At 71.0% G+C, this 22,079-nt stretch carries 17 protein-coding genes; 8 read left to right on the top strand and 9 right to left on the bottom strand.

Going from position 1 to position 22,079, the window contains the following annotated elements:
• Positions 1-132: 132 nt before the first annotated feature.
• Positions 133-1,734, bottom strand: a complete 1,602-nt coding sequence (locus tag EV382_RS21235; RefSeq protein ID WP_130404509.1) for a peptide ABC transporter substrate-binding protein — start codon at positions 1,732-1,734, stop codon at positions 133-135.
• 484 nt (positions 1,735-2,218) lie between these two features.
• Between EV382_RS21235 and EV382_RS21230 the strand changes: the two genes are divergently transcribed.
• Both EV382_RS21230 and EV382_RS21225 read left to right on the top strand, forming a co-directional pair.
• Positions 2,219-3,079 carry a bifunctional methylenetetrahydrofolate dehydrogenase/methenyltetrahydrofolate cyclohydrolase gene (locus tag EV382_RS21230; RefSeq protein ID WP_130404507.1) on the top strand — a complete coding sequence of 287 codons (861 nt, stop codon included), beginning with the start codon at positions 2,219-2,221 and terminating at the stop codon, positions 3,077-3,079.
• 126 nt (positions 3,080-3,205) lie between these two features.
• The gene (locus EV382_RS21225; protein ID WP_130404505.1) at positions 3,206-4,156 is read left to right on the top strand and encodes a malate dehydrogenase; all 951 of its coding nucleotides are present in this window, start codon (positions 3,206-3,208) and stop codon (positions 4,154-4,156) included.
• Between the two features lie 155 nt (positions 4,157-4,311).
• On the opposite strand, the gene EV382_RS21220 is transcribed toward EV382_RS21225, so the two are convergent.
• Positions 4,312-4,461, bottom strand: a complete 150-nt coding sequence (locus EV382_RS21220; RefSeq protein ID WP_244236778.1) for a hypothetical protein — start codon at positions 4,459-4,461, stop codon at positions 4,312-4,314.
• 137 nt (positions 4,462-4,598) lie between these two features.
• Here EV382_RS21220 and EV382_RS21215 point away from each other — a divergent pair, with 137 nt between their 5' ends.
• Positions 4,599-5,816, top strand: coding sequence for an NADP-dependent isocitrate dehydrogenase (locus tag EV382_RS21215; RefSeq protein WP_130404503.1), 1,218 nt, complete (start codon positions 4,599-4,601; stop codon positions 5,814-5,816).
• A gap of 283 nt (positions 5,817-6,099) precedes the next feature.
• Here the strand turns inward: EV382_RS21215 and galT are convergent, their stop codons facing one another.
• From galT to EV382_RS21195, 4 genes are all read right to left on the bottom strand, one after another.
• Positions 6,100-7,176, bottom strand: a complete 1,077-nt coding sequence (galT, locus tag EV382_RS21210; protein WP_130404501.1) for a galactose-1-phosphate uridylyltransferase — start codon at positions 7,174-7,176, stop codon at positions 6,100-6,102.
• Entirely contained in the window at positions 7,173-7,997 is an 825-nt protein-coding gene (locus tag EV382_RS21205) for a DeoR/GlpR family DNA-binding transcription regulator (protein WP_130404499.1), read from the bottom strand. Before EV382_RS21205 ends, galT begins: the two co-directional genes overlap by 4 nt.
• 112 nt (positions 7,998-8,109) lie before the next feature.
• Positions 8,110-9,639, bottom strand: a complete 1,530-nt coding sequence (gene cysC, locus EV382_RS21200) for an adenylyl-sulfate kinase (protein WP_130404497.1) — start codon at positions 9,637-9,639, stop codon at positions 8,110-8,112.
• A gap of 88 nt (positions 9,640-9,727) precedes the next feature.
• Entirely contained in the window at positions 9,728-11,233 is a 1,506-nt protein-coding gene (locus EV382_RS21195) for a glycosyltransferase family 2 protein (protein WP_244236777.1), read from the bottom strand.
• Between the two features lie 248 nt (positions 11,234-11,481).
• Here EV382_RS21195 and EV382_RS21190 point away from each other — a divergent pair, with 248 nt between their 5' ends.
• The 5 genes from EV382_RS21190 to EV382_RS21170 all read left to right on the top strand — a co-directional run bounded on the left by EV382_RS21190 (position 11,482) and on the right by EV382_RS21170 (position 15,654).
• Positions 11,482-12,396: an ABC transporter ATP-binding protein gene (locus EV382_RS21190; protein ID WP_130404495.1), complete on the top strand. Its 915-nt coding sequence runs from the start codon at positions 11,482-11,484 to the stop codon at positions 12,394-12,396.
• Positions 12,389-13,294 carry an ABC transporter permease gene (locus EV382_RS21185; protein WP_130404493.1) on the top strand — a complete coding sequence of 302 codons (906 nt, stop codon included), beginning with the start codon at positions 12,389-12,391 and terminating at the stop codon, positions 13,292-13,294. Before EV382_RS21190 ends, EV382_RS21185 begins: the two co-directional genes overlap by 8 nt.
• Entirely contained in the window at positions 13,294-14,205 is a 912-nt protein-coding gene (locus EV382_RS21180) for an ABC transporter ATP-binding protein (RefSeq protein ID WP_130404491.1), read from the top strand. The genes EV382_RS21185 and EV382_RS21180 overlap by 1 nt, the downstream gene beginning before the upstream one ends.
• A complete protein-coding gene (locus EV382_RS21175) occupies positions 14,206-14,916 on the top strand; it encodes an ABC transporter permease subunit (protein ID WP_130404489.1) in 711 nt (236 codons plus the stop codon).
• A 93-nt stretch (positions 14,917-15,009) separates the two neighbouring features.
• Complete coding sequence (locus tag EV382_RS21170) at positions 15,010-15,654, top strand: hypothetical protein (RefSeq protein WP_130404487.1); 645 nt, start codon at positions 15,010-15,012, stop codon at positions 15,652-15,654.
• Positions 15,655-15,698: 44 nt separating this feature from the next.
• Here the strand turns inward: EV382_RS21170 and valS are convergent, their stop codons facing one another.
• The 3 genes from valS to EV382_RS21155 form a co-directional block, all read right to left on the bottom strand.
• Positions 15,699-18,263, bottom strand: coding sequence for a valine--tRNA ligase (gene valS / locus EV382_RS21165; RefSeq protein ID WP_130404485.1), 2,565 nt, complete (start codon positions 18,261-18,263; stop codon positions 15,699-15,701).
• Positions 18,264-18,345: 82 nt separating this feature from the next.
• Complete coding sequence (locus EV382_RS21160; RefSeq protein ID WP_130404483.1) at positions 18,346-20,226, bottom strand: ABC transporter ATP-binding protein; 1,881 nt, start codon at positions 20,224-20,226, stop codon at positions 18,346-18,348.
• The gene (locus EV382_RS21155; RefSeq protein WP_130404481.1) at positions 20,223-22,079 is read right to left on the bottom strand and encodes an ABC transporter ATP-binding protein; all 1,857 of its coding nucleotides are present in this window, start codon (positions 22,077-22,079) and stop codon (positions 20,223-20,225) included. Before EV382_RS21155 ends, EV382_RS21160 begins: the two co-directional genes overlap by 4 nt.

The following is a 22,079-nucleotide window of genomic DNA, read 5'->3' as shown; positions in this document are numbered from 1 at the left end:
TATCCGAGACGTGCCGTCCGGCCCGGGGGAGCCGGCACCACCGACGCCGGGCCCGCTGTGGCGGCCCGGCTCCGGTGGTGCGGTCCGGGCCACCCGGGCTACGTCGCCCGGGTGGCCCGCACCATGGTCAGCTCAGTTGGCTGCTTCGATCTTGACGAGGTTGACCCGCTGGAACAGGTCCATCTCGACGTTCTTGACCTTGGACGAGTGGCCGAACACGTTCTGGCCGAACCGGAGCGGGATCACCGGCATGTCCTTGGCCAGGATGTCCTCCGCCTGCTGGTACTTGGCGATCGCCTCGTCCTGCGTCTTGGCGGAGGAACCTTCCTTGACCAGCCGGTCGAACTCCGGGTTGCTGTAGCCGTAGTAGTTCGACGCGCCGTTCGTGCTGTACAGCGGGCCGAGGTAGTCCTCCATGGTCGGGTAGTCCATGACCCAACCCATCCGGAAGGCACCCACCGGCGTCTTCTTCTCGACCTTGGTCAGCAGGTCGGCGAACTTCGGCTCGGCCACGCCGACGGCGTCGACGCCCAGGTTGGCCTTGAGCTGGTTGACCGTGGCGTCGACCCAGTCCTTGTGACCGCCGTCGCCGTTGTACGAGATGACGATCTTCGACGGACCACCGGCGGCCTGGTAGAGCTTCTTGGCCTCGGTCGGGTCGAACTGGGCGGCCTTGCCCGCGGTGTCCTCCCGGTAACCCGGCAGGATCGGCGCGACGAAGGAGCGCGCCGGCGTCTGCGAACCCTTGAAGACCGACTTGGTGATCTCGTCACGGTCGATCGCCATCGAGATGGCCTTACGGACGTCCGGGCTGCTGTAGTCCTTGTCGAACGTCGGGAACGCGAGGAACTGGAACGACGACATCGGGCTGGTCTTGTACCGGTCGCCCAGGTCGCTCGGCGCGGTGCTCAGGCTCTCGGTCGGGATCGTGGGCAGCACGTCCAGGTTGTCCGCCAGGACGTCCGCGTAGGCCGCGGTGAGCTGCTGGTAGATCCGGAACTCGATGTTCTTGACCTTGGGCTTCTCGCCCGGGAACGCGTCGTACCGCTCGACGTCGATCTTGCTGTCGTGCTGCCAGGTGCCCTTCATCTTGAAGGGACCCTGCCCGATCGGGGCCTGCTCGTAGGAGTCCTTGAGCACGCCCGGAGCCGAGAACGCGGCGTCCGGCATCGGGAAGTACGCGTTGTAGCCCAGCGTGGTCTTGAAGTCGATGTACGGCTCGGAGAGAGTCACGGTGAAGGTGAGGTCGTCGACCTTCTTCAGGCCGGACATCTCCTTGGCCTTCGGCGCCTTGCCCTGCAGGTCGGCGTAACCAGCGATCTTCTCGAAGAAGGGGTTGGTGTCCTGGCCGTTGGGGCCGTACGCGCCGTAGTTCCACGCGTTGATGTAGTTCTGGGACGTGACCTTCTCACCGTTGTGGAAGGTGAAGCCGTCCTTGATCTTGATCGTCCAGACCTTGTTGTCGGACGAGGTGATCGACTGCGCGGCGACCTCGTACGGCTTGTTCTGGGCGTCGTAGTCCACCAGCGGGCTGAACAGGCCGGAGATCACCTGCGAACCCGACGTCTCGGTGGTGTTGGTGGGAACCAGGTGCTTCGGCTCGGCGATCTGGATGCTGACCACCGAACTGTCGCTGCCGCCGGATCCACCGTCTCCGCCGCTGCCGCAGGCCGCGAGGCCCAGCGTCACCGCGAGCGGGAGGGCGGTCCAGGCGGCGAGTCTACGAACTCGCATTGAGCCTCCTCATCTCCTCACGCTGCGCAGTCAGGCCCGACGCTGGGTTTACGCTGCGCAACAAGCGGTAACGGTAGGTCGGCGATGAGCCTTCGACAACGGAGCGGTTGCGGGTGGGTAACGGTCCGGGCTCGCCTTCCTTGTCGGAAGCGGTCGGAGCTGCTACCCCAAACCGGTCTTATCGACCACCACCTGCGGATATCAGGGCGGATGGTTGGTTGATTGGGCGTGACTCGGCCAGCTCGACGCTTTCCGGGTGGGCCGTCCGGTCTCCGGGGCCCAGGCCCGTTCTGTCTGGTTCGACTGTGATCACATCCACAAAATGTGACCGAGAGTGACTAGCAACACGTCACACACCGTTACTCCGCTGGTGACTCGTCCCCAAGCCGGCCCGCCGCCCGCCGGCCAGCACATCCCGGTGCCGGCGCAACGACCCGAGCGAGGTCGTCTGAATCGCGGGTGGTGGTCGTGAGACGATCTGGTCGTGACGGCGACGCTTCTGGACGGCAAGGCAACCGCAGCGGAAATCAAGGACGAGCTGCGCATACGGGTGAAGGCGCTCGCGGAACGCGGCATCATCCCCGGGCTCGGCACCGTCCTGGTCGGGGCGGACCCGGGCAGCCAGGCGTACGTCAACGGCAAGCACCGCGACTGCGCCGAGGTGGGCATCGCCTCGATCCGCCGCGAACTGCCGGCCGACGCCACCCAGCAGCAGGTCGACGACGTACTGGCCGAGCTGAACGCCGACCCGGCGTGCCACGGCTACATCGTCCAGTTGCCGCTGCCGGCCCACCTCGACACCCAGCGGGTGCTGGAGTTGATCGACCCGGACAAGGACGCCGACGGCCTGCATCCGGTCAATTTGGGTCGGCTCGTGCTCGGTTACGACGGCCCGCTGCCGTGCACCCCGCGCGGCATCGTCGAGCTGCTCCGCCGGCACGACGTGGCGCTGCGCGGCGCGACCGTCGCGGTGGTCGGTCGGGGTAACACCGTCGGCCGGCCGCTCGGTCTGCTGCTCACTCGGCGCAGCGAGAACGCCACCGTCACCCTCTGCCACACCGGCACCCTCGACCTCGCCGCGCACACCCGCGCCGCCGACATCGTCATCGTCGCGGCCGGCGTACCGGGTCTGCTCACCGCCGAGATGATCAACCCGGGCGCGGTGGTGGTGGATGTCGGCATCACGCGTGTGATCGGCGCGGACGGCAAGGGCCGATACACCGGCGACGTGGACCCGGAGGTGGCCGAGACGGCCGGCGCGCTGGTCCCCATGCCCGGCGGTGTCGGGCCGATGACCCGGGCCATGCTGCTCACCAACGTGGTGGAGCGCGCGGAGCGCGACTGAACCGTGCGCCGGCGACTCCGGTGACGTTCGCCCCATCCCGGCGATGCCCGCCGCCCCTGGCCTGATCGGTGCCAGGATGACTGATACGGTCCGGAAAACCGACTGGTATCAGGGAGTGGGACGACCATGGGTAAGAAGGTCACTGTCGTCGGGGCTGGCTTCTACGGCTCTACCACCGCACAGCGCCTGGCCGAGTACGACGTCTTCGACACCGTAGTGATCACCGACATCGTGGAGGGCAAGCCCGCGGGCCTCGCGCTCGACCTCAACCAGTCCCGGGCCATCGAGGGCTTCGAGACCAAGGTCGTCGGCGTGACCACCGGCCCCAACGGTGAGGGCTACGAGAGCATCGAGGGCTCCGACGTCGTCGTGATCACCGCTGGTCTGCCGCGCAAGCCCGGCATGAGCCGGATGGACCTGCTGGAGACCAACGCCAAGATCGTCCGCCAGGTCGCCGAGAATGTCGCCAAGTACGCCCCGAACGCCGTCGTCATCGTGGTCTCCAACCCGCTGGACGAGATGACCGCGCTGGCCCAGATCGCCACCCAGTTCCCGAAGAACCGGGTGCTCGGTCAGGCCGGCATGCTCGACACCGCCCGGTTCAGCAACTTCGTCGCCGAGGCGCTGAACGTGCCGGTGGCCTCCGTACGCACGCTGACCCTGGGCTCGCACGGCGACACCATGGTCCCGGTTCCGTCGCAGAGCACCGTCAACGGCAAGCCGCTGCGCGACGCGATGCCGGCCGAGCAGATCGAGGAGCTGGTCGTCAAGACCCGCAACGGTGGCGCCGAGGTGGTCGCGCTGCTCAAGACCGGGTCGGCCTACTACGCCCCGTCCGCCGCCGCCGCCCGGATGGCGAAGGCCGTCGCGGAGGACTCCGGCGAGGTCATGCCGGTCTGCGCCTGGGTCGACGGCGAGTACGGCATCTCCGGTGTCTACCTCGGTGTCGAGGCCGAGATCGGCGCCGAGGGCGTCAAGCGGGTCGTCGAGACCGACCTGGACGCCGACGAGCGCGCCAGCCTCCTGGAGGCGGCCGAGGCCGTCCGCGCGAAGCAGAGCGACATCTCCAGCATGTAGTTCCCCGAACCACCCGAAGGGCGCGCCGGCTCCGCCGACGCGCCCTTCCCCCACCCCACCCCACCCCACCCCCACCCCCACCCCACCCCACCCCACCCGGTTGATCATGGGGTTAGCGGCACGCGTGGAGATCGAAAACCCCGTCAACCCCATGATCAACCGATCAGGGGGTCGCGCCGGTCGGCCTCCGCCCAGTGGGCCGCCGTGGCGTGCGGAAACGCCTCCGCGCGGGGTTGGAAGAAGGCACCCTCACCGTCGGTGAGGGCGGTGACCGTGATAGACCCGAGGGTGCGGCTCAGTGGCATCGCGTCATGATCCAGGGAGTTCCTGATCCGCGCAGCCCGGCTTTCGCCGGCCGGTCGAGGCCGGCTGGGGGCTGCCGGCCCTATTGCAGTACGCTCGTACTGCTTGAGCACGTGTCCCCCGAGAGGAGCGCCGGCCGATGGCGAAGATCAAGGTAAACAACCCGGTCGTAGAACTCGACGGCGACGAGATGACCCGGATTATCTGGAAGCAGATCCGGGAGCAGCTGATCCTGCCCTACCTCGACGTCGACCTGCACTACTACGACCTGTCGATCCAGCACCGCGACGAGACCGACGACCAGGTCACGATCGACGCCGCCAACGCCATCAAGGAGCACGGCGTCGGCGTCAAGTGCGCGACCATCACCCCGGACGAGGCCCGGGTCGAGGAGTTCGGCCTGAAGAAGATGTGGCGGTCGCCGAACGGCACGATCCGCAACATCCTCGGCGGCGTCGTCTTCCGTGAGCCGATCATCATGTCCAACGTGCCGCGGCTGGTCCCCGGCTGGACGAAGCCGATCATCATCGGCCGGCACGCCCACGGTGACCAGTACAAGGCCACCGACTTCGTCGTCCCCGGCCCGGGCACCGTGACCATCACCTACACCCCGGCCGACGGCGGCGCGCCGATGGAGATGGAGGTCGCCAACTTCCCCGGCGGCGGCATCGCCATGGGCATGTACAACTACGACGAGTCGATCCGGGACTTCGCCCGGGCGTCGTTCCGGTACGGGCTGGACCGCAACTACCCGGTCTACCTGTCCACCAAGAACACCATCCTCAAGGCGTACGACGGCCGGTTCAAGGACATCTTCGCCGAGGTGTTCGAGGCCGAGTTCAAGGACGAGTTCGCCGCCGCCGGCATCACCTACGAGCACCGGCTCATCGACGACATGGTCGCCGCCGCGCTCAAGTGGGAGGGCGGCTACGTCTGGGCCTGCAAGAACTACGACGGTGACGTGCAGTCCGACACCGTCGCGCAGGGCTTCGGCTCGCTGGGCCTGATGACCTCGGTGCTGCTCTCCCCGGATGGCCGTACCGTCGAGGCCGAGGCCGCGCACGGCACGGTCACCCGGCACTACCGGCAGTACCAGAAGGGTGAGAAGACCTCGACCAACCCGATCGCGTCGATCTACGCCTGGACCCGGGGCCTGGCCCACCGGGGCAAGCTGGACGGCACCCCGGCGGTCACCGAGTTCGCCAACACCCTGGAGCAGGTCATCGTCGACACCGTCGAGGGCGGCCAGATGACCAAGGACCTCGCGCTGCTCATCTCGCGCGACGCCCCGTGGCTGACCACCGACGAGTTCATGAACGCGCTCGACGAGAACCTGGCCCGCAAGATCGCTGCCTGATCCAGGCGTACGTCATCGGAGCCCGCCGGCACGCTGCCGGCGGGCTTCGGCGTGTCCGGCGACGCCGCGCCGGTCGGCGTCACTGCCCCCGGCGCGCCTCGTTGACCAGGATGGACGAGATGCCAGTCGAGTCCAGGAAGGTTGACCACGGTCGACCAGCGGCACCCGTGCGCCGATCAGCCAGCCTTCCCGGCTGTGCCGTGCACAGCCAGCCGTCCCTTCCCTGCGGGGGGCCCTGTCCCGGGCCCCCCGCGCCCTGTTCCCCGCAAGGGCGCGGGGCTGCTCAGGCGGCGCGCAGCAGGTCGGCGGCGCGTTCCGGGGAGATGTCGTTGATGAAGACACCCATCCCGGACTCGGAGCCCGCCAGGAACTTCAGCTTGTCCTCGGCCCGCCGGATGCTGAACAGCTGCAGGTGCAGGTGGCCCAGCTCACGGTCGATCCGTACCGGCGCCTGGTGCCAGGCCGAGATGTACGGCATCGGCATGTCGAACAGGCCGTCGAAGCGGCGCAGCAGATCCAGGTAGAGCGGCCCGAAGGCGTCCCGCTCGCTGTCGCTGAGCGCCGGGATGTCCGGCACCGGGCGGTGCGGCGCGACGTGCACCTCGAACGGCCAGCGGGCGGCCGCCGGGACGAACGCCGTCCAGTGTTCGTTCTCGGCGACCACCCGGTCACCGGTGGCGCGCTCGGCGGCCAGCACATCCGCGTACAGGTTGCTCCCGCCGGTCCGCTCGGCGTGGCGGCGCGCCGCGGCCAGCAGCGCGCGGGTGCGTGGCGTCACGAAGGGGTACGCGTAGATCTGCCCGTGCGGGTGATGCAGCGTGACGCCGATCTCGACCCCCCGGTTCTCGAAGCAGAAGATCTGCTCCACCCCGGGCAGGTCACCGAGCGCCTCGGTGCGGTCGGCGAGCGCGTCCAGCACGGTGCGTACCCGGCGTGGCGGCAGGCTGGCGAAGGAGGCGTTGTGGTCGGAGGTGAAGCAGACCACCTCGCACCGGCCGAGGCCCGGCCGGACCGGGGTGAACGGAGTGATCTCCCCGGGTTCCTCGGCCACCCGGCCGCTCAGCGACGGGAACCGGTTCTCGAAGACCACCACGTCGTAGTCGGGGGCCGGGATCTCGGTCAGGTGGTCGCCCACCGACGGGTCGAGGGGGCACTCGTTCGCCGGCGGGAGGAAGGTGCGGGTCTGCCGGTGCACGGCGACCGCCACCCACTCGTCGGTCAGCGGGTCGTAGCGCAGCTGCGACGCGGGGGGAGGCGGCGGCAGGTCCCGGCGGTCGGGCTGGTCGCGGACCGCGTCGTCGCGCTCGTCGAAGTAGATCAGCTCCCGGCCGTCGGCCAGGTCGATCGCGGTGCGCTTCACGGCGCCGTCCCCTCACTTGTCGGCGTGCGCGTCACGCGGCCCGCCCCTGTCGCCTTCACCATGATCAGTTCGCCCACCCGTTCGCCGAGTACCCGTCGCGCCGGCTCGGGCAACCGGTCGTCGCTGACCAGTACGTGGGCCGCCGCCAACTCGACGATCGACGAGATGCCCACCGTGCCCCACTTGGTGTGGTCGGCGAGCACCACCAGGTGGTCGGCCGCCGCCACCAGCGCCCGGTCGATCTCCGCCTCCATGAGGTTCGGGGTGGTGAAGCCGGCCCGCTCGGTGATGCCGTGCACGCCCAGGAAGAGCAGATCCAGGTGCAGCGACCGGACGGCCCCGACCGCGAGCGGGCCGACCAGCGCGTCCGACGGTGTGCGGACGCCGCCGGTGAGCACCACCGTCTGGTCCGGGCGGCCCCCGGCGTGCATGATCTCGGCCACCGGCAGCGAGTTGGTCACCACGGTCAGCTCGGGCACGTCCACCAGTCGGCGGGCCAGTTCGGCCGTGGTGGTCCCCGCGGAGAGCGCGACCGCCGCTCCCGGGCGGACCAGCTGAGCTGCCCGGTCGGCGATGGCCGCCTTCTCCGGCAGTTGGCGGACCGACTTGGCGTGGAAGCCCGGCTCGTCGGTTGAGCTCGGCCCGGTGAGGGTGGCGCCGCCGTGCACCTTGGCCAGTAGGCCGCGTTCGTGCAGCGCGTCCAGGTCACGCCGGATGGTCATGTCGGACACGCCCAACTCGCCTGCCAACTCGCTGACCCGGACGCCGCCGGTCGAGCGGACCCGCTCCAGGATGGCCGCCTGCCGCTGCTGAGCGAGCATCCGCCGTGCCTCCCCGGGGGTCCACGTACCCTCACGCGGTCAAACGTGTTCCAACAAAGATGAACACTAGCGCGTACGGGTCAACGGTGGAAGGAACGGGTCCCGCGGCGCCTCAGGCGGACGTGATCTTCAGCTCCACCCAGCCGGTCTCGGTCAGATGGTGCAGCACGGCCTGCACCGCGTCCGCCACGCTGACGTCGGTGGTGTCGAGCACCAGATCGGCGTCGGTCGGCTCCTCGTACGGGTCGTCGATCCCGGTCATCCCGGTGAGCAGGCCGGCCCGCGCTCGCGCGTACAGGCCCTTGCGGTCGCGCCGCTCGCACACCTCCAGCGGGGTGGCCACGTGCACCAGCACGAAACCCGCCCCGGCGGCGAGGGCCATCTCCCGGGCGGTGGCGCGCGCCGCCGCGTACGGGGCGATCGGGCAGCAGATGCCCACACCGTGGTGCCGGGCGATCTCGGCGGCCACCCAACCGATCCGCCGGACGTTGAGATCCCGGTCGGCCTTGCTGAAGCCCAGTCCGGCGGAGAGCTCCCGGCGCACCACGTCCCCGTCGAGCAGGGTCACCGTGCGGTCGCCGCTCTCCCGCAACGCGTCCGCCAGCCCCCGGGCGATCGTCGACTTACCCGAGCCGGAGAGGCCGGTCAGGAAGACCACCAGCCCGCGCTGCCGACGCGGCGGCCGGGCGCGGGCCAACTCCCGCGCCACGGCGGGCGGGGTGTGCCACTCCGGCAGCGGGAAACCCCGGTCGAGCAGGTCGTCGATCTCCGACTGGGTCAGCGCGAGCCGGCGGTTGCGCGGTGGGATGTCCTCCCGCCAACGCCACTGCCCGTCCCGGTTGTCGTAGGCGAGTTCGCGCGGCACCAGCACCCGCAGCCCGGCACCGGAGAGCATCTCCCCGGTGGAGAGCAGGTGGGTGACCCCGTACGCGGCGGAGACCCGGGCCCGTAGCAACGCGTCGCTGATCTCCTCGCGTCGGTGCGACAGCGGCACCGCGACCAGGGTGGCGGGCGGCATCCGGTCCCGTGCGGCGAAGATCGTACGGACCAGCGCCTCCGGCGGGAGCCCGTCGACGCCACCCTCACCGACCGGGATCATCACGAGCAGATGAGCGGCCAGGGTACGCGCGGCATGGGCGATCTGGGCGAGTTGCGGACGGTGCAGCGGCCGGTCGGCGATCACCCCGAGCACCCGGCCCGGAGGCAGCAGCGCACGGACCTCCTCCGGGTTACGACGCAGTCGCTGGAACGGACCGTGTCCACCGTCGCCCAGCCGCCGGACCTGGCCGCCCACCCCCGCCACGCCCTCGCGCACCGGCCAGACGTCGGCCACGTCCAGGGCGGCCGCCGGGGCGCCCTCCCCGTCGGTCAGCACGAGCGCCCGGCGGGCCGGGTCGCGCGGATCCAGGGTCTGCGCCAGCGTCGCCGGCACCTGGAGAACGACCGCCACCTGCCACGGTGTGCCGTCGGCCAGCCGGCCGCGTCGGCTGACCGAGACCAGGTCGGCGCGGGTCATGAAGCCGGTCAGAGGGGCGTACGCGCCGGTCAGCAGCAGCTCCAGATCCGCGAGCTCACCGGGACGTGGCGTGTACGCCGGTGCGTCCCGCAGCACCTCGTCGGGCAGCACCCAGCCGTTGCTCATCCACACCCCCCACTCGCTGACCGGCACACAGTTTCGCAGCCGACCGCCGATCGGTCGAGGGCGCCACTCCAGGACCCCGGCGGACGGATCAGCGCTTGACCCGCCGGCCTACCGCCGACCGCAGCCGGTTCCACACCTTCCGCTCGTCGCGGATCCGGGGTCGCGAGCCGTCCGCCCGGCAGAGGAACACCAACGGCAGTCGCGCGTCCTCGGTCCAGCCCACGTTGGTGATCCGGGCCTTGAGCATCCAACTGCCTCGGGTCCGGCCGCCGTTGAGGGCGGCGAAGTCGATCGTGGCGGTGGCCCGGTGTACGAGGTGGACGGTGCCCGGTCCGGTCGTACCGGTGATCCGCTCGGTCTGGAAGTTCAACGGAAGGAAGACCTCGATGCCGGTCTCCCGGTGCCGGGCCACCAGGTCCAGGCGGGCCTTGCGCACCTGCGCGGTGGCGTCCAGCACCTCGGGGGCGATCTCCTCCATCGGGAGCATCAGCACGTCGCGGCCATCGTCGTCGCGGAAGCCGACCGGCTCGTTCGCGGAGCGCAGCTCGGCGGCGATGGTCACCGTGACGGCGTGCTCGGCGCGCCGGAGTTCGTCGACCGTGCCGTGTGCGGCGATGCCCGCCTCCCAGAGGGCGAGCCGGCGCAGGTCCGCGACGCGGCCCCGCTCCGCCAGGTACGCCACGGCCCGCAGCAGGGGTGGTAGCCCGCCGGCGACGCCCGGGGCGAAGCGCTCCTGGATGATCTTCTGGACCTCCAGCGCGACCTGTTCCAGCCATGCCTCGGGGGCGTTCAGCAGCCGCTTGCCCCGGAGTTGGCTCAGCATCTCGTTGCGCATCCAGCGCCGGTGCAGGCGGTCCCGCAGCGGGCCCGGCTCGGTGTTGGCGTCCACCACGTCCAGCGCCTCCCGCACGCTGGCGAAGTAGCTCGACGGGTCCAACTGGGCGGCGGTGACGTTGCGCCCGTCGCGCCGCTGGATGTGGTGGTAGCAGGTGTAGTCGGACAGCACGGAGGTGCGCCGGGACAGGAAGTAGGCCCGAACGACCAGCGAGTGGTCCTCCAGCCGACGCTTGCCGCCCTCCGGGAAGCGCAGATCGTGCTCGTTGAGGAACGACCGCCGGAACAGTTTGTGGCAGGTCAGACTGTCGATCAGTGGGGAGTTCGCCAGGGTGGCGTCGAAGCGGTTCTTCCGGAACAGCTCCCGCGGTACGGGACGTCCGTACCCGGCCATCTTGCCGATCACGATGTCGGCGTCGTTCGCCTTCGCGCAGGCGTAGAGCCGCTCCAGCGCCTCGGTGGCGAACCAGTCGTCGTCGTCGGAGAAGAAGACGTACTCGCCGCGGGCCTCCTCGATGCCGAGGTTGCGCGGACGCGACGGCCAGCCGGAGTTCTCGATGTGCAGCACCTTGATGTGTGGGTGCGCGTCGGCCAGCCGGTCCAGTCGCTTGGCCGTGTCGTCGGTGGAGCCGTCGTCGACGAAGATCACCTCGAACTCGTCCGCCGGCAGGGACTGGCGCAACAGCGAGGCGACGAGCTTCTCGATGTGCGGGCCGCAGTTGTACGCCGGCACCACGACGCTCACCTTGGGGACACCCATCGCGGCTATCGATCCCTCCCACGTCGTCGGTCGACCACCGGGCGGATCGATGTCCGGTGAACGGGAGGTGAATGGTGTCACCTTGGGTGGCTCTTTTCCACTGCGGGGTTGCGGCGAACGCGGGACCGGCGGAAACGTCGCGCACGCGCCCCGGGTGCGGACCTTAGGGGTTCGGACGGGGAAGGATCAGGGGAGCGCCGGGGGCGTGCCGGAGCCCATGCTGGGCATCGACTCCCTACGCTGGGCGCGTGACACTGATCGCGACCCAGTCGCTCACCAAGACGTACGGAGGTCGGGTCACCGCGCTGGCCGACCTCACCGTCGCCGTCGAGCCCGGGATCATCGGCCTGGTGGGCGCGAACGGCGCCGGTAAATCCACGTTGATCAAGATCCTGCTCGGCCTGATCGCACCAACCAGCGGGCAGGTCTCGGTGCTCGGCATCGACCCGACCGCCGACCCGGCGGCCGTCCGCAACCGGGTCGGCTACATGCCGGAACACGACTGCCTCCCGCCGGACCTCTCCGCCGCCGAGCTGGTCACCCACCTCGGCCGGATGAGCGGCCTGCCCCGCACCGCGGCCCGCGAGCGGGCCTCGGAGGCGCTGCGGCACGTGGGGCTCTACGAGGAGCGCTACCGCCCGGTCGGCGGCTACTCGACCGGCATGAAGCAGCGCGTCAAGCTGGCCCAGGCGCTGGTGCACGACCCCGACCTGCTGCTGCTGGACGAGCCGACCAACGGCCTGGACCCAGCCGGCCGGGACGCCATGCTGGCCCTGGTGCACCGCATCGGCACCGAGTTCGGCATCTCCGTGCTGGTCTGCTCGCACCTGCTCGGCGAGGTCGAGCGGATCTGCGACACGCTGGTCGCCATCGACGGCGGCCGGCTGCTGCGCGCCGACAACATCTCCGCGATGACCTCGGCCACCGACGTGCTCGCCGTGGAGGTCAGCGAGGGCACCGAGGAACTCGCCGCCCGACTCGCCGAACTGCAACTACCGGTCGCCCGGGACGGGCGACTGCTCCTCGTGCCGCTCGCCGACGACGGCACCTACGACCTGATCCTCGGTGCGGTCGCCGAACTGGACCTGCCACTGCACCGACTGGACCAGCGCCGGCACCGGGTGGCCGAACTCTTCGCCACGAGGGAGCTCACTCATGCCTGAGCAGTCCACCGCCGCCGTGCGGCAGACGCCGGCCGGCGTCATCCACGACATCGGCTACCAGCGCTACGAGGGTGTGCGGCTGGGCCGCCGACACGTCTTCGGCGCGCTCTACCTGCACGGTCTGCGTACCGCGTTCGGGTTCGGGCGTAGCGCCAAGGCCAAGATCTTCCCGTGGCTGGTGGTCGGCATCGTCGCACTGGTGGCGGTGGCCCTGGCCGCCATCCGCAGCCAGATCGGCGAGCCGGTCGCCACGTACGCCCAGTTCGCCGACGCGATGAGCTGGTTGGTCATCTTCTTCGTCGCGGTCGTCGCCCCGGAGTTGGTCTCCCGGGACCTGCGCAGCGGTGTGCTGCCGCTGTACTTCTCCCGTCCGCTGCCCCGCTCCGACTACGCGTTGGCCAAGCTGCTGGCGCTGGTCACCGCGCTCTGGCTGCTGCTCGGCGGGCCACAACTGCTGATGTTCCTGGGTGCCGCGTTCACCACCAAGCAGGGCATGCGCGGGGTGTGGAACGAACTGCTCGACCTGCTGCCCGGGTTGCTCTACGCCGGGTTGTGGGCGGTTGTCTTCGCCTCGGTCGGCCTGCTGGTCGCGTCGCTGACCGGCAAGCGTGCCTTCGCCGCCGGTGGCGTCGTCGCCGTCTTCCTGATGACCACCCCGATCGTGGGCGTGCTGAGCATCCTGCCGTCGCACACCGCCAACGAGTTGGCCGGGCTCGCCTCCCCTTCCACGCTCGTGCAGGGGGTGGGCATCTGGTCGCTGGGTGACCTGCTCGTCGAGGGTGACCCGGGCGAGATGATGATCGGCGGGTTCGGCCCGGTCTACGCCCTGGCCGCGGTGCTGCTGATCACCGGCGCGACCGCCCTCCTGCTGGCCCGCTACCGGAAGGTCGCCTCCTGATGAGCACCTTGAACCTGACCGGGGTGTCCCGGTGGTACGGCAACGTGGTCGCGGTCAACGACATCAGCATGGCCCTGGGGTCGGGGGTGACCGGTCTGCTCGGCCCGAACGGCGCCGGCAAGACCACCCTGCTGCACATGATGGCCGGGTTCCTCGCCCCGTCGCGTGGCACGGTCACCCTCGACGACGAGCCGACCTGGCGCAACCCTGACGTCTACCGGCGGCTGGGGCTGGTCAGCGAACGGGAGGCGGTGCAGGGCTACCTCACCGCGTACGAGTTCGTGCTGGCCAGCGCGAAGCTGCACCGGCTGTCCGATCCCGCCGCCGCGGCCCGACGGGCCATCGACCTGGTGGAGCTGGAGTCGGCACAGGACCGCCGGATCAGCACGTACTCCAAAGGCATGCGCCAGCGCGCCCGGGTGGCCGCCGCGTTGGTGCACGACCCGCAGGTGCTGCTGCTCGACGAGCCGTTCAACGGGATGGACCCGCGCCAGCGGCTGCACATGATGGAGCTGCTGCACACCCTGGGCGACGCCGGCCGGACGATCCTGTTCAGCTCGCACATCCTGGAGGAGGTCGAACAGGTCTCCGGCACGGTGCAGGTGATGGTGGCCGGCCGGCTGGCCGCCTCCGGCGACTTCCGGACCATCCGCCGGTTGATGACCAACCGGCCGCACGTCTTCGCGGTGCGCTCCACGGACGACCGGGCGCTGGCCGTCGCGCTGATCGCCGAGGCGTCGGTGAGCGGGGTCGAGTTGGACCCGACCGGCCTGACCGTGCGGGCCGGCGACTACGGCGCGTTCACCCGGGCACTACCCCGGATCGCGCTGAACAAAGGCATCCGGGTGCGCCAGCTGGTGCCGTCCGACGAGTCCCTGGAGAGCGTCTTCTCCTACCTGGTGGAGGCCTAGATGTCGACCATTACCTGGATCACCGCGCGCGGGTTGTTCGGCCGACGTCGGTTCCTGCTGCTGCTACCGCTGCCACTGGTGCTGCTCGGGTTGGCCGTGCTCTGCCGGTCGCTGGGGGTGGACCCGCGCCAGTGGGCGCCGCCGGTGCTGGTCGGCCTCGGGCTGGCCGTCGTGCTGCCGGTGGTTGCGCTGATCATCGGGACGGGCGTGTTGGGTGCCGAGATCGACGACGGCACGGTGGTGCACATCCTGACCAAACCGCTGCCGCGCTGGCAGATCGTGCTGCCGAAGCTCGCGGTGGCCGCCGTGGTCACCGCGGCCACCGTCGCGGTGCCGCTCTACGTCGCGGGCGTGCTCGCCCATTCGGTACGCCTCGGTCTGGCGCTGGCCGCCGCGGCGGCGCTCGGCGCGCTGGCGTACTCGGCGTTGTTCCTCGCGCTCAGCCTCGTCACCCGGCGGCCGGTGCTGCTCGGCCTGGTCTACGTGCTGATCTGGGAGGGCTTGCTGGGCAATTTCGTCAGCGGCACCAAGGTGCTCTCCATCCAGCAGTACGTCATCGCCCTCACCGACCGGATCGCCCCCACCGGGCTGCTGGAGACGAGCGTGTCGGCGCCGCTGGCGTCGGCGATGACCGCGCTGGTCAGTGTCGGGTTCACGGTGCTCGCCATCGACCGCCTGCGCTCGTTCAGTGTGGCTGGCGAGACGAGCTGACGGCGGTGCGGAGCCCTGTTCCGGCCAGCCCCCGCCCGGCGGTAGGGCTGGCCGGATGGACCGGTCGGGCCACCCCGGGTCAGGCTGACGGGCGTGAGCGTCGAAGCGGAGCGGACGTCGTTGGCTGAGCCATACTCCCGCAGCAGCCGACCGTGGCTGACCAGCCTGGCCGTCGCCGGGCTGGCCTGCGCCACGGTCGCCACTGCGGCCCAGGGCAGCGGCCAGTTCCACTGGTGGGCGGTGTTCATCCTCATCCCGGCCGCGTTGATCGCGGCCAGTGGTGGGCCGCTGCTGGCCCGCGGCGGTGGCCGGGCGTTCGCCGGGTACATGCTCGCCTGCGTCGGCACGATGGCCTTCGCGGTCGGCGCGCTGCTGATGTTCGGCGTGATGGGGCGAGGATGGCCGCTCATGGTGGTGCTGCCCTGCCTGGCGGTCGCCGGCACCTACGGCTGGAGGGCGGCCCACCCGCTGGCCCGTGGTCTGCACCGGGCGGTGGCCCTGCTCGCGCTCACCGGCGCGCTGCTCGGCCTGACCCTGCAGCTGATCCGGGTGGATCTCATCCACCTGGAGACCGGCTGGTGGGGGGCGTTCCTGATGCTGGCCGGGGCCATCGTGCTGGGCAACGCGGGGGAGCTGACCCGACACCGGATGCCGTACCGCCTCCAGGCGATCACCCTGCTGGTGGGGCCGGCCGTGATCGCGTTCCTGCTCGGGCTGCGCTTCCTGCGCGGCTGGTGACCTGCCGGCCCGCCGCCGCCCGAGCGGGCGGCGGCGGACGCCGGTCAGAAGGCGCAGGCGATGACCAACTCCGGGGTGCGGTCCGGGAGCAGGTCGAGCTTGCCGATCCGGCCCGCCGCCCGTAGGTCGTCGGCGACCAGGGTGAGCTGCTCCAGCAGCGCCGCCGGGCCGAGCGCCTCCGCCAGGGGCACCTCCGCCTTCATCGACAGCTTCCGCTCCGACTTGGCCCGTCGCACCTGGCTCAACGCGTCACCGGCGAGCCGCAGCAGCGCCGGCTCACCCGACCCCTCGATCGTCCGGGCCACCTCGTACGTGGTCGGCCACGGGGCCCGGTGCACCGAACCGTACCGCCACCACGACCAGACCTCCTCGGTCACGTACGGCAGCACCGGGGCGAACAACCGCAGCTGCACCGACAGCGCCGAGGCCAGCGCCGCCCGTGCGGAGTCCGCCGCCGCGCCGGTGCCGTAGGCGCGCTCCTTGACCAGCTCGATGTAGTCGTCGCAGAACCGCCAGAAGAACGCCTCGGTCGCCTGCAACGCCGCCGTGTGGTCGTACGAGTCGAAGGCGGTGCTCGCCGCTGTGACCACGGTGGCCAGCTCGGCGAGCATGGCCCGGTCGAGGGGAGCGGTCGCCGGGGAGCGCAGGGCGTCCGCCGCGCCCAGCCCGAGAGCGAACTTGGACGCGTTGAGCAGTTTGGTGGCCAGTCGCCGGCCGACCTTGATCTGCGCCGGGTCGAAGGCCAGGTCCATGCCGGGTTTCCCACTGGCCGCCCAGTAGCGCACCGCGTCCGAGCCGTGCTGCTCCAACAGGGCCAGCGGGGTGACCACGTTCCCCTTGGACTTCGCCATCTTCTTGTGGTCCGGGTCGAGGATCCAGCCCGACAGCACGGTGTCCCGCCAGGGCAGCACCCCGTGTTCGAAGTGCGAACGGACCACGCTGTCGAAGAGCCAGGTGCGGATGATCTCCTGCCCCTGGGGGCGGAGGTCCATCGGGAAGACCCGGGCGAACAGGTCCGGGTCGGTCTCCCAGCCGCCGACGATGTGCGGGGTCACCGAGGACGTGGCCCAGGTGTCCAGCACGTCGGGGTCGCCGATGAAGCCGCCCGGTCGGCCGCGCTGCGGCTCCTCGTAACCGGGTGCCGGGTCGCTGGATGGATCAACCGGCAGCGCGGACTCGTCCGGCGTGAGAGGGTGGGACCAGTCCGGCTCGCCAGTGTCGTCGAGCCGGTACCACACCGGCACCGGCACCCCGAAGAAGCGTTGACGGCTGACCAGCCAGTCCCCGTTCAGGCCGCCCACCCAGTTGTCGTAGCGGTGCTTCATGTGCGCCGGCACCCAGTGCAGTTGCTCGCCCCGCCTCAACAGGGTGGCGCGCAGCGCCTCGTCCCGGCCGCCGTTGCGCAGATACCACTGTCGAGTCGAGACGATCTCCAGTGGCCGGTCGCCCCGCTCGTAGAACTTGACCGGGTGGGTGATCGGGCGTGGCTCGCCGATCAGGTCACCGGCGTCGGCCAGCATCCCGACGATCTCCCGGCGGGCGCCGTTGACGGTCTGCCCGGCCAGCGCCGCGTACGGCTGCGCCGGCACCCCGTGCGGCGGCTCGGGGAGCAGCCGGCCGTCCCGGCCGATCACCACCCGGGTGTCCAGGCCCAGCTCACGCCACCAGGTCACATCGGTCAGGTCACCGAACGTGCAGACCATCGCGACGCCGGTGCCCTTGCCCGGGTCGGCGAGCGAATGGGCGTACACCGGCACCTCGACGTCGAACAGCGGGCTACGCACGGTGCCACCGACCAGGTCGGCGTACCGCTCGTCGTCGGGGTGGCAGACCAGCGCCACGCAGGCCGGTAACAGCTCGGGTCGGGTGGTGTCGATGAGCACCTCACGCCCACCGGGTGCGGTGAACCGCAACCGGTGGTAGGCGCCGGGGCGCTCCCGGTCCTCCAACTCCGCCTGGGCGACCGCGGTGGCGAAGCCGACGTCCCAGAGCGTCGGCGCCTCCGACTGGTACGCCTCGCCGCGGCGCAGGTTGCGGACGAACGCCCGCTGGCTGGCGGTCCGGGCGATCCGGCCGATCGTCGTGTACGTCAGGGACCAGTCCACCGACAGCCCGAGCCGACGCCACAGCGCCTCGAAAGCCTGCTCGTCGGTGACCGTCAACCGTTCGCACAGTTCAATGAAGTTGCGCCGGGAGATCGGGGTGGGGTCGCGGCGGGCCGCGTCGTCGACCGGCGCCGCCGGTGGCCGCCACACCGGGTCGTACGGCAGTGCCGGATCGCAGCGCACCCCGTACACGTTCTGCGCCCGACGCTCGGTGGGCAGACCGTTGTCGTCCCAGCCCATCGGATAGAAGACGGCCTTGCCGCGCATCCGCTGGTACCGCGCGGTGGTGTCGGTGTGGGTGTACGAGAAGACGTGCCCCATGTGCAACTCGCCCGATACGGTCGGCGGCGGGGTGTCGATCGAGAACACGTCGCCGCGCTGCTTCGAGCGGTCGAACGCGTACGTGCCTTCCTCCTGCCAGCGGCGTGCCCAGCTCTCCTCGAGCCCGTCCAGGGTGGGACGCTCGGGAACGCCGGCGCGGGCCGTCCTCGCCGTATCGGTCATCCTGTGATCGTAGGCACCTCCCGGGTGCGGGGCGACGTAGTTGCGGCCGAACACACCGGCACCGCCCGGGGCGGCGGCCCTGCTAGATCAGCGAGTCGCGCCACTGGCGGTGCAGGGCGGCGTACCGGCCGTCGGCCTCGGCCAGCACGGCCGGTGGGCCGTCCTCGACGACCGTTCCGCCGTCGAGGACGAGCACCCGGTCGGCGGTCTCCACGGTGGACAGTCGATGGGCGATCACCAGGGCGGTCCGGTCGCGCAGGATGGTGCCGAGCGCCCGCTGCACCAGACGTTCCGTCGGCACGTCCAGCGACGACGTCGCCTCGTCCAGGATGAGCACGGTCGGGTCGGCGAGGAACGCGCGGGCGAACGCGACCAGCTGCCGCTGCCCGGCGGAGAGCCGGCCGCCGCGTCGGTGCACCTGGGTGGCGTACCCCTCGGGTAGGGCGGCGATGAAGTCGTGCGCGCCGATCGCCCGCGCGGCGGCCTGGACGGCGGCGTCGTCGGCCCCCGGGCGGCCGAACCGGATGTTCTCCGCGACGGTCCCGCTGAACAGGTGGTTCTCCTGTGTCACCAGCACCACCGCGCGGCGCAGGTCGGCGTCGCGGACGTCGCGCAGGTCGACCCCGTCCAACCGGACGGTGCCGGTGTCGGGGTCGTGGAACCGGGCGACCAGCTTGGCGATCGTCGACTTGCCCGCCCCGGTGGGCCCGATCAACGCCACGGTCTGCCCGGCCGGCACGGTCAACTCCAGCCCGCAGAGGATCGGGGTGTCGGCCCGGTAGCCGAAGCTGACCGACCGGAACAGCAGCTCACCACGGCCGGGCCCGGTCGGCAGCGGGGTGGGCCGGGCCGGTTCGGCGACACCCGGTCGTTCGTCGAGCACCCCGGCCAGCTTCTCCAGCGCGGCGGTGGCCGACTGCAACGAGTTGTAGAACTGGCTCAGCTCCTGCATCGGCTCGAAGAAGCGGCGCAGGTAGAGCAGGAACGCGGCGAGCACACCGATCTCGGTCTGCCCGCCGAGCACCCGCCAACCGCCGTAGCAGAGCACCACCGCCACGGTGACGTTGCCGATCAGCTTGATCGCCGGCGAGTACCTGGCGATCAGCCGGAACGCGTGCAGGCTGCTTCGTCGGTAGTCGTCGCCGAGCGCCACGAAGATCCGTTGGTTACGGGGTTCCCGGCGGAACGCCTGCACCGCACGGATGCCCCGCATCGACTCGACGAAGTGCACGATGACCAGCGCGACCGCGTCCCGGGTCCGCCGGTACGCGCTGGCCGACGACCGGGCGAACCAGCGGGAGAGCCAGAGCAGGAAGGGGAAGGCGAACAGCGTCACGGCGGCCAGCGGCAGGTCCAACCAGAGCAGGATGGCCGCCACCGACAGGATCGAGAGCCCGGCCAGCACCAGGCTGTCGATCCCCCCGTCGACCAGCTCGGCGATCGAGTCCAGGTCGCTGGTGAGCCGGGAGACCATCCGGCCGGACGTGTACCGCTCGTGGAAGCCCACCGACAGCCGCAGGAAGTGCCCGAACACCCGCTGCCGCAGGTCGAGCAGGACGGCCTGGCCGATCCGGGCGGAGAGGGTGAGGAAGCCGCGGCGGGCCGCGTACTCGGTCACCGAGGCCACCGCGAACGCCCCGGCGACGGTGATCAGCGGGCCGGCGTCTCCGGCGCGCAACGGCGCGATGGCCCGGTCGATGCCGACCATGACCAGGTACGGGCCGGCCATCGCGGCGCCGTTCTGGGCCAGCAGCAGGGTGACCGCCGCGGCGAGTCGCCCCCGGTGCGACCGGAGCAGGTCGCCCAGCAGGGTACGGCTGAGCCGGCGCAGCCGGGCCACCGCCTCAGGGCTGGTGTCCTCAGCTCGACTGCGGTCGGCCTCCGGGTCGGTGGCGGTTCCGCGCCAGCGGGTGAGCTCGGGCTCCTCTTCGGGAGGTGGGTCGGCCTGCTTCGGCACGCTCACGAGCGCACCAGCCCCCACCCGTCCGAAGGGGACGGGCTGGGCCCGGTGGCGCCGGCCGGCGGTGGATGCCCGGTGGGCGGTTCGGCGGCGAGCAGCGCCCGGTACGCCGGGACGGTGGCCAGCAGGTCGGAGTGCCGGCCGGTCGCGGTGATCCGTCCGTCCTCCAGCAGGGCGACCCGGTCGGCCAGCGCGATCGTCGACGGCCGGTGCACCACCAGCAGCGCGGTGCTGTCGCGCAGGACCCGGCGAAGCGCCGCTTCGACCAGGGCCTCGGTGTGCACGTCGAGGGCGGAGAGCGGGTCGTCCAGCACCAGCACCGCCGGTCGGCCGAGCACGGCCCGCGCCAACGCGAGCCGTTGCCGTTGCCCACCGGAGAGGGACAACCCCTGCTCGCCGACCCGGGTGGCCAACCCCCACGGCAGGTCGTACGCGAAGTCGGCCTGGGCCAGCGCGAGGGCCGCGCGGATCTCGTCGTCACCGGCGTCCGGGCGACCCAGGGTGAGGTTCTCCCGCACCGACATGGAGAAGAGCGTGGGCTCCTCGAACGCCACTCCGACCAGCCGGCGCAGCGAGGCCAACCGAATCTCGCGGAGGTCGTGCCCGTCCAGGGTGATGCGGCCGGCGCTCACCTCGTGCAGCCGGGGCACCAGGGAGAGCATCGTGCTCTTACCGGAGCCGGTGGCACCGACCAGGGCCAGCGTCTCGCCCGGCTCGATGGTCAGGTCGATCTCGCGCAGCACGGCGCCGTTGGCACGTGGGTAGCGGAACGCGACCCGCTCGAAGCGCAGTCGGCCGCGCACCGCGTCGCGGGGCAACGCGACCGCGCCGGGGGAGTCCACGATCTCCGGTGGGGTGTCCAGCACCTCCTGGATCCGGTCGGCGGCGGTGGCCGCCTCCTGGCCGTTGGCGATGATCCAACCCAGCGACTGCACCGGCCAGATGAGCATCAGTTGGAGGCTGACGAACGCGACCAGCTCGCCGATGGTGAGCGCGCCCTGCGCGACGGCGGTCGCCCCCGCCACCAGCACCACGCCCAGGGTCACGTTGGGCACCAGGTCGAGCAGCGCCGAGGTGTCGGCGAGCAGCCGTCCCTTGCCGACGCCGGTGTCGTGCAGTCGCCGGGCCGCACCGGCGAAGCGGGCGGCCAGTTCGGGGCCCCGCCCGTACGCCTTCATGGTGCGCAGGCCCTGCGCGGTCTCCTCGACCAGCGTCGCCACGTCGCCCTGCTGATCCTGCATCCGGCGCGACGCCGCGTGGTAGTGCCGCCCGAACCGGCGACTGATCAGCAGCAGCGGCACCGCGCTCGCCGCGACCAGCACCCCGAGCGCCGGGTGCAGGTTGATCAGCAGCAGCACCACGACCACGTACGTGGTCAGGTTGAGCACCAGGAAGAACACGCCGAAGGAGAGGAACCGGCGGATCACCGACAGGTCGCTGGTGATCCGGGAGAGCAGCTGGCCGGACTGCCAGCGGTCGTGGAAGCTCGTCGGCAACCGTTGCAGGTGGGCGTAGACGTCGGCGCGCAACGCCGCCTCCATGCCCACCGCCGAGGACGACTGCACCCACCGGCGGATGAAGATGAGCACCGCCTCGACGACACCGAGCAGCAGCGCCAGGCCGCCGAGCTGGAGCAGCCCGCCCGGTTCGTGTCGGGCCACCGGCCCGTCCACGACCCGCTGCACCACCAGCGGTACGGCGATCCCGGCCGCGGTGCCGGCCAGCCCGGCGACGAGCAGCCAGACGAATTCGGCGGCGTACGGGCGCAGGTATCGGCGGAGCCGCCAGAGGTTGTGCACGGGACGGGTGCCCGCGGCGGCCCGGGCGGCCGGGTCGCCGTCGCTCTCCACAGGCAC

Origin of the sequence: Micromonospora violae (assembly GCF_004217135.1) — a bacterium.
In the GTDB taxonomy this organism is placed as follows: domain Bacteria; phylum Actinomycetota; class Actinomycetes; order Mycobacteriales; family Micromonosporaceae; genus Micromonospora; species Micromonospora violae.
Note: the sequence above shows the minus strand (reverse complement) of the source record. Positions and strands in the feature narration are given on the sequence as shown.

What these genes read in the sequence shown, in the direction of transcription:
- EV382_RS21235 (WP_130404509.1), bottom strand. Translation starts at nt 1,734, where the DNA reads ATGCGAGTTCGTAGACTCGCCGCCTGGACCGCCCTCCCGCTCGCGGTG.
- EV382_RS21225 (WP_130404505.1), top strand. Translation starts at nt 3,206, where the DNA reads ATGGGTAAGAAGGTCACTGTCGTCGGGGCTGGCTTCTACGGCTCTACC.
- EV382_RS21220 (WP_244236778.1), bottom strand. Translation starts at nt 4,461, where the DNA reads ATGCCACTGAGCCGCACCCTCGGGTCTATCACGGTCACCGCCCTCACC.
- EV382_RS21215 (WP_130404503.1), top strand. Translation starts at nt 4,599, where the DNA reads ATGGCGAAGATCAAGGTAAACAACCCGGTCGTAGAACTCGACGGCGAC.
- EV382_RS21205 (WP_130404499.1), bottom strand. Translation starts at nt 7,997, where the DNA reads ATGCTCGCTCAGCAGCGGCAGGCGGCCATCCTGGAGCGGGTCCGCTCG.
- cysC (WP_130404497.1), bottom strand. Translation starts at nt 9,639, where the DNA reads ATGAGCAACGGCTGGGTGCTGCCCGACGAGGTGCTGCGGGACGCACCG.
- EV382_RS21195 (WP_244236777.1), bottom strand. Translation starts at nt 11,233, where the DNA reads ATGGGTGTCCCCAAGGTGAGCGTCGTGGTGCCGGCGTACAACTGCGGC.
- EV382_RS21185 (WP_130404493.1), top strand. Translation starts at nt 12,389, where the DNA reads ATGCCTGAGCAGTCCACCGCCGCCGTGCGGCAGACGCCGGCCGGCGTC.
- EV382_RS21180 (WP_130404491.1), top strand. Translation starts at nt 13,294, where the DNA reads ATGAGCACCTTGAACCTGACCGGGGTGTCCCGGTGGTACGGCAACGTG.
- EV382_RS21175 (WP_130404489.1), top strand. Translation starts at nt 14,206, where the DNA reads ATGTCGACCATTACCTGGATCACCGCGCGCGGGTTGTTCGGCCGACGT.
- valS (WP_130404485.1), bottom strand. Translation starts at nt 18,263, where the DNA reads ATGACCGATACGGCGAGGACGGCCCGCGCCGGCGTTCCCGAGCGTCCC.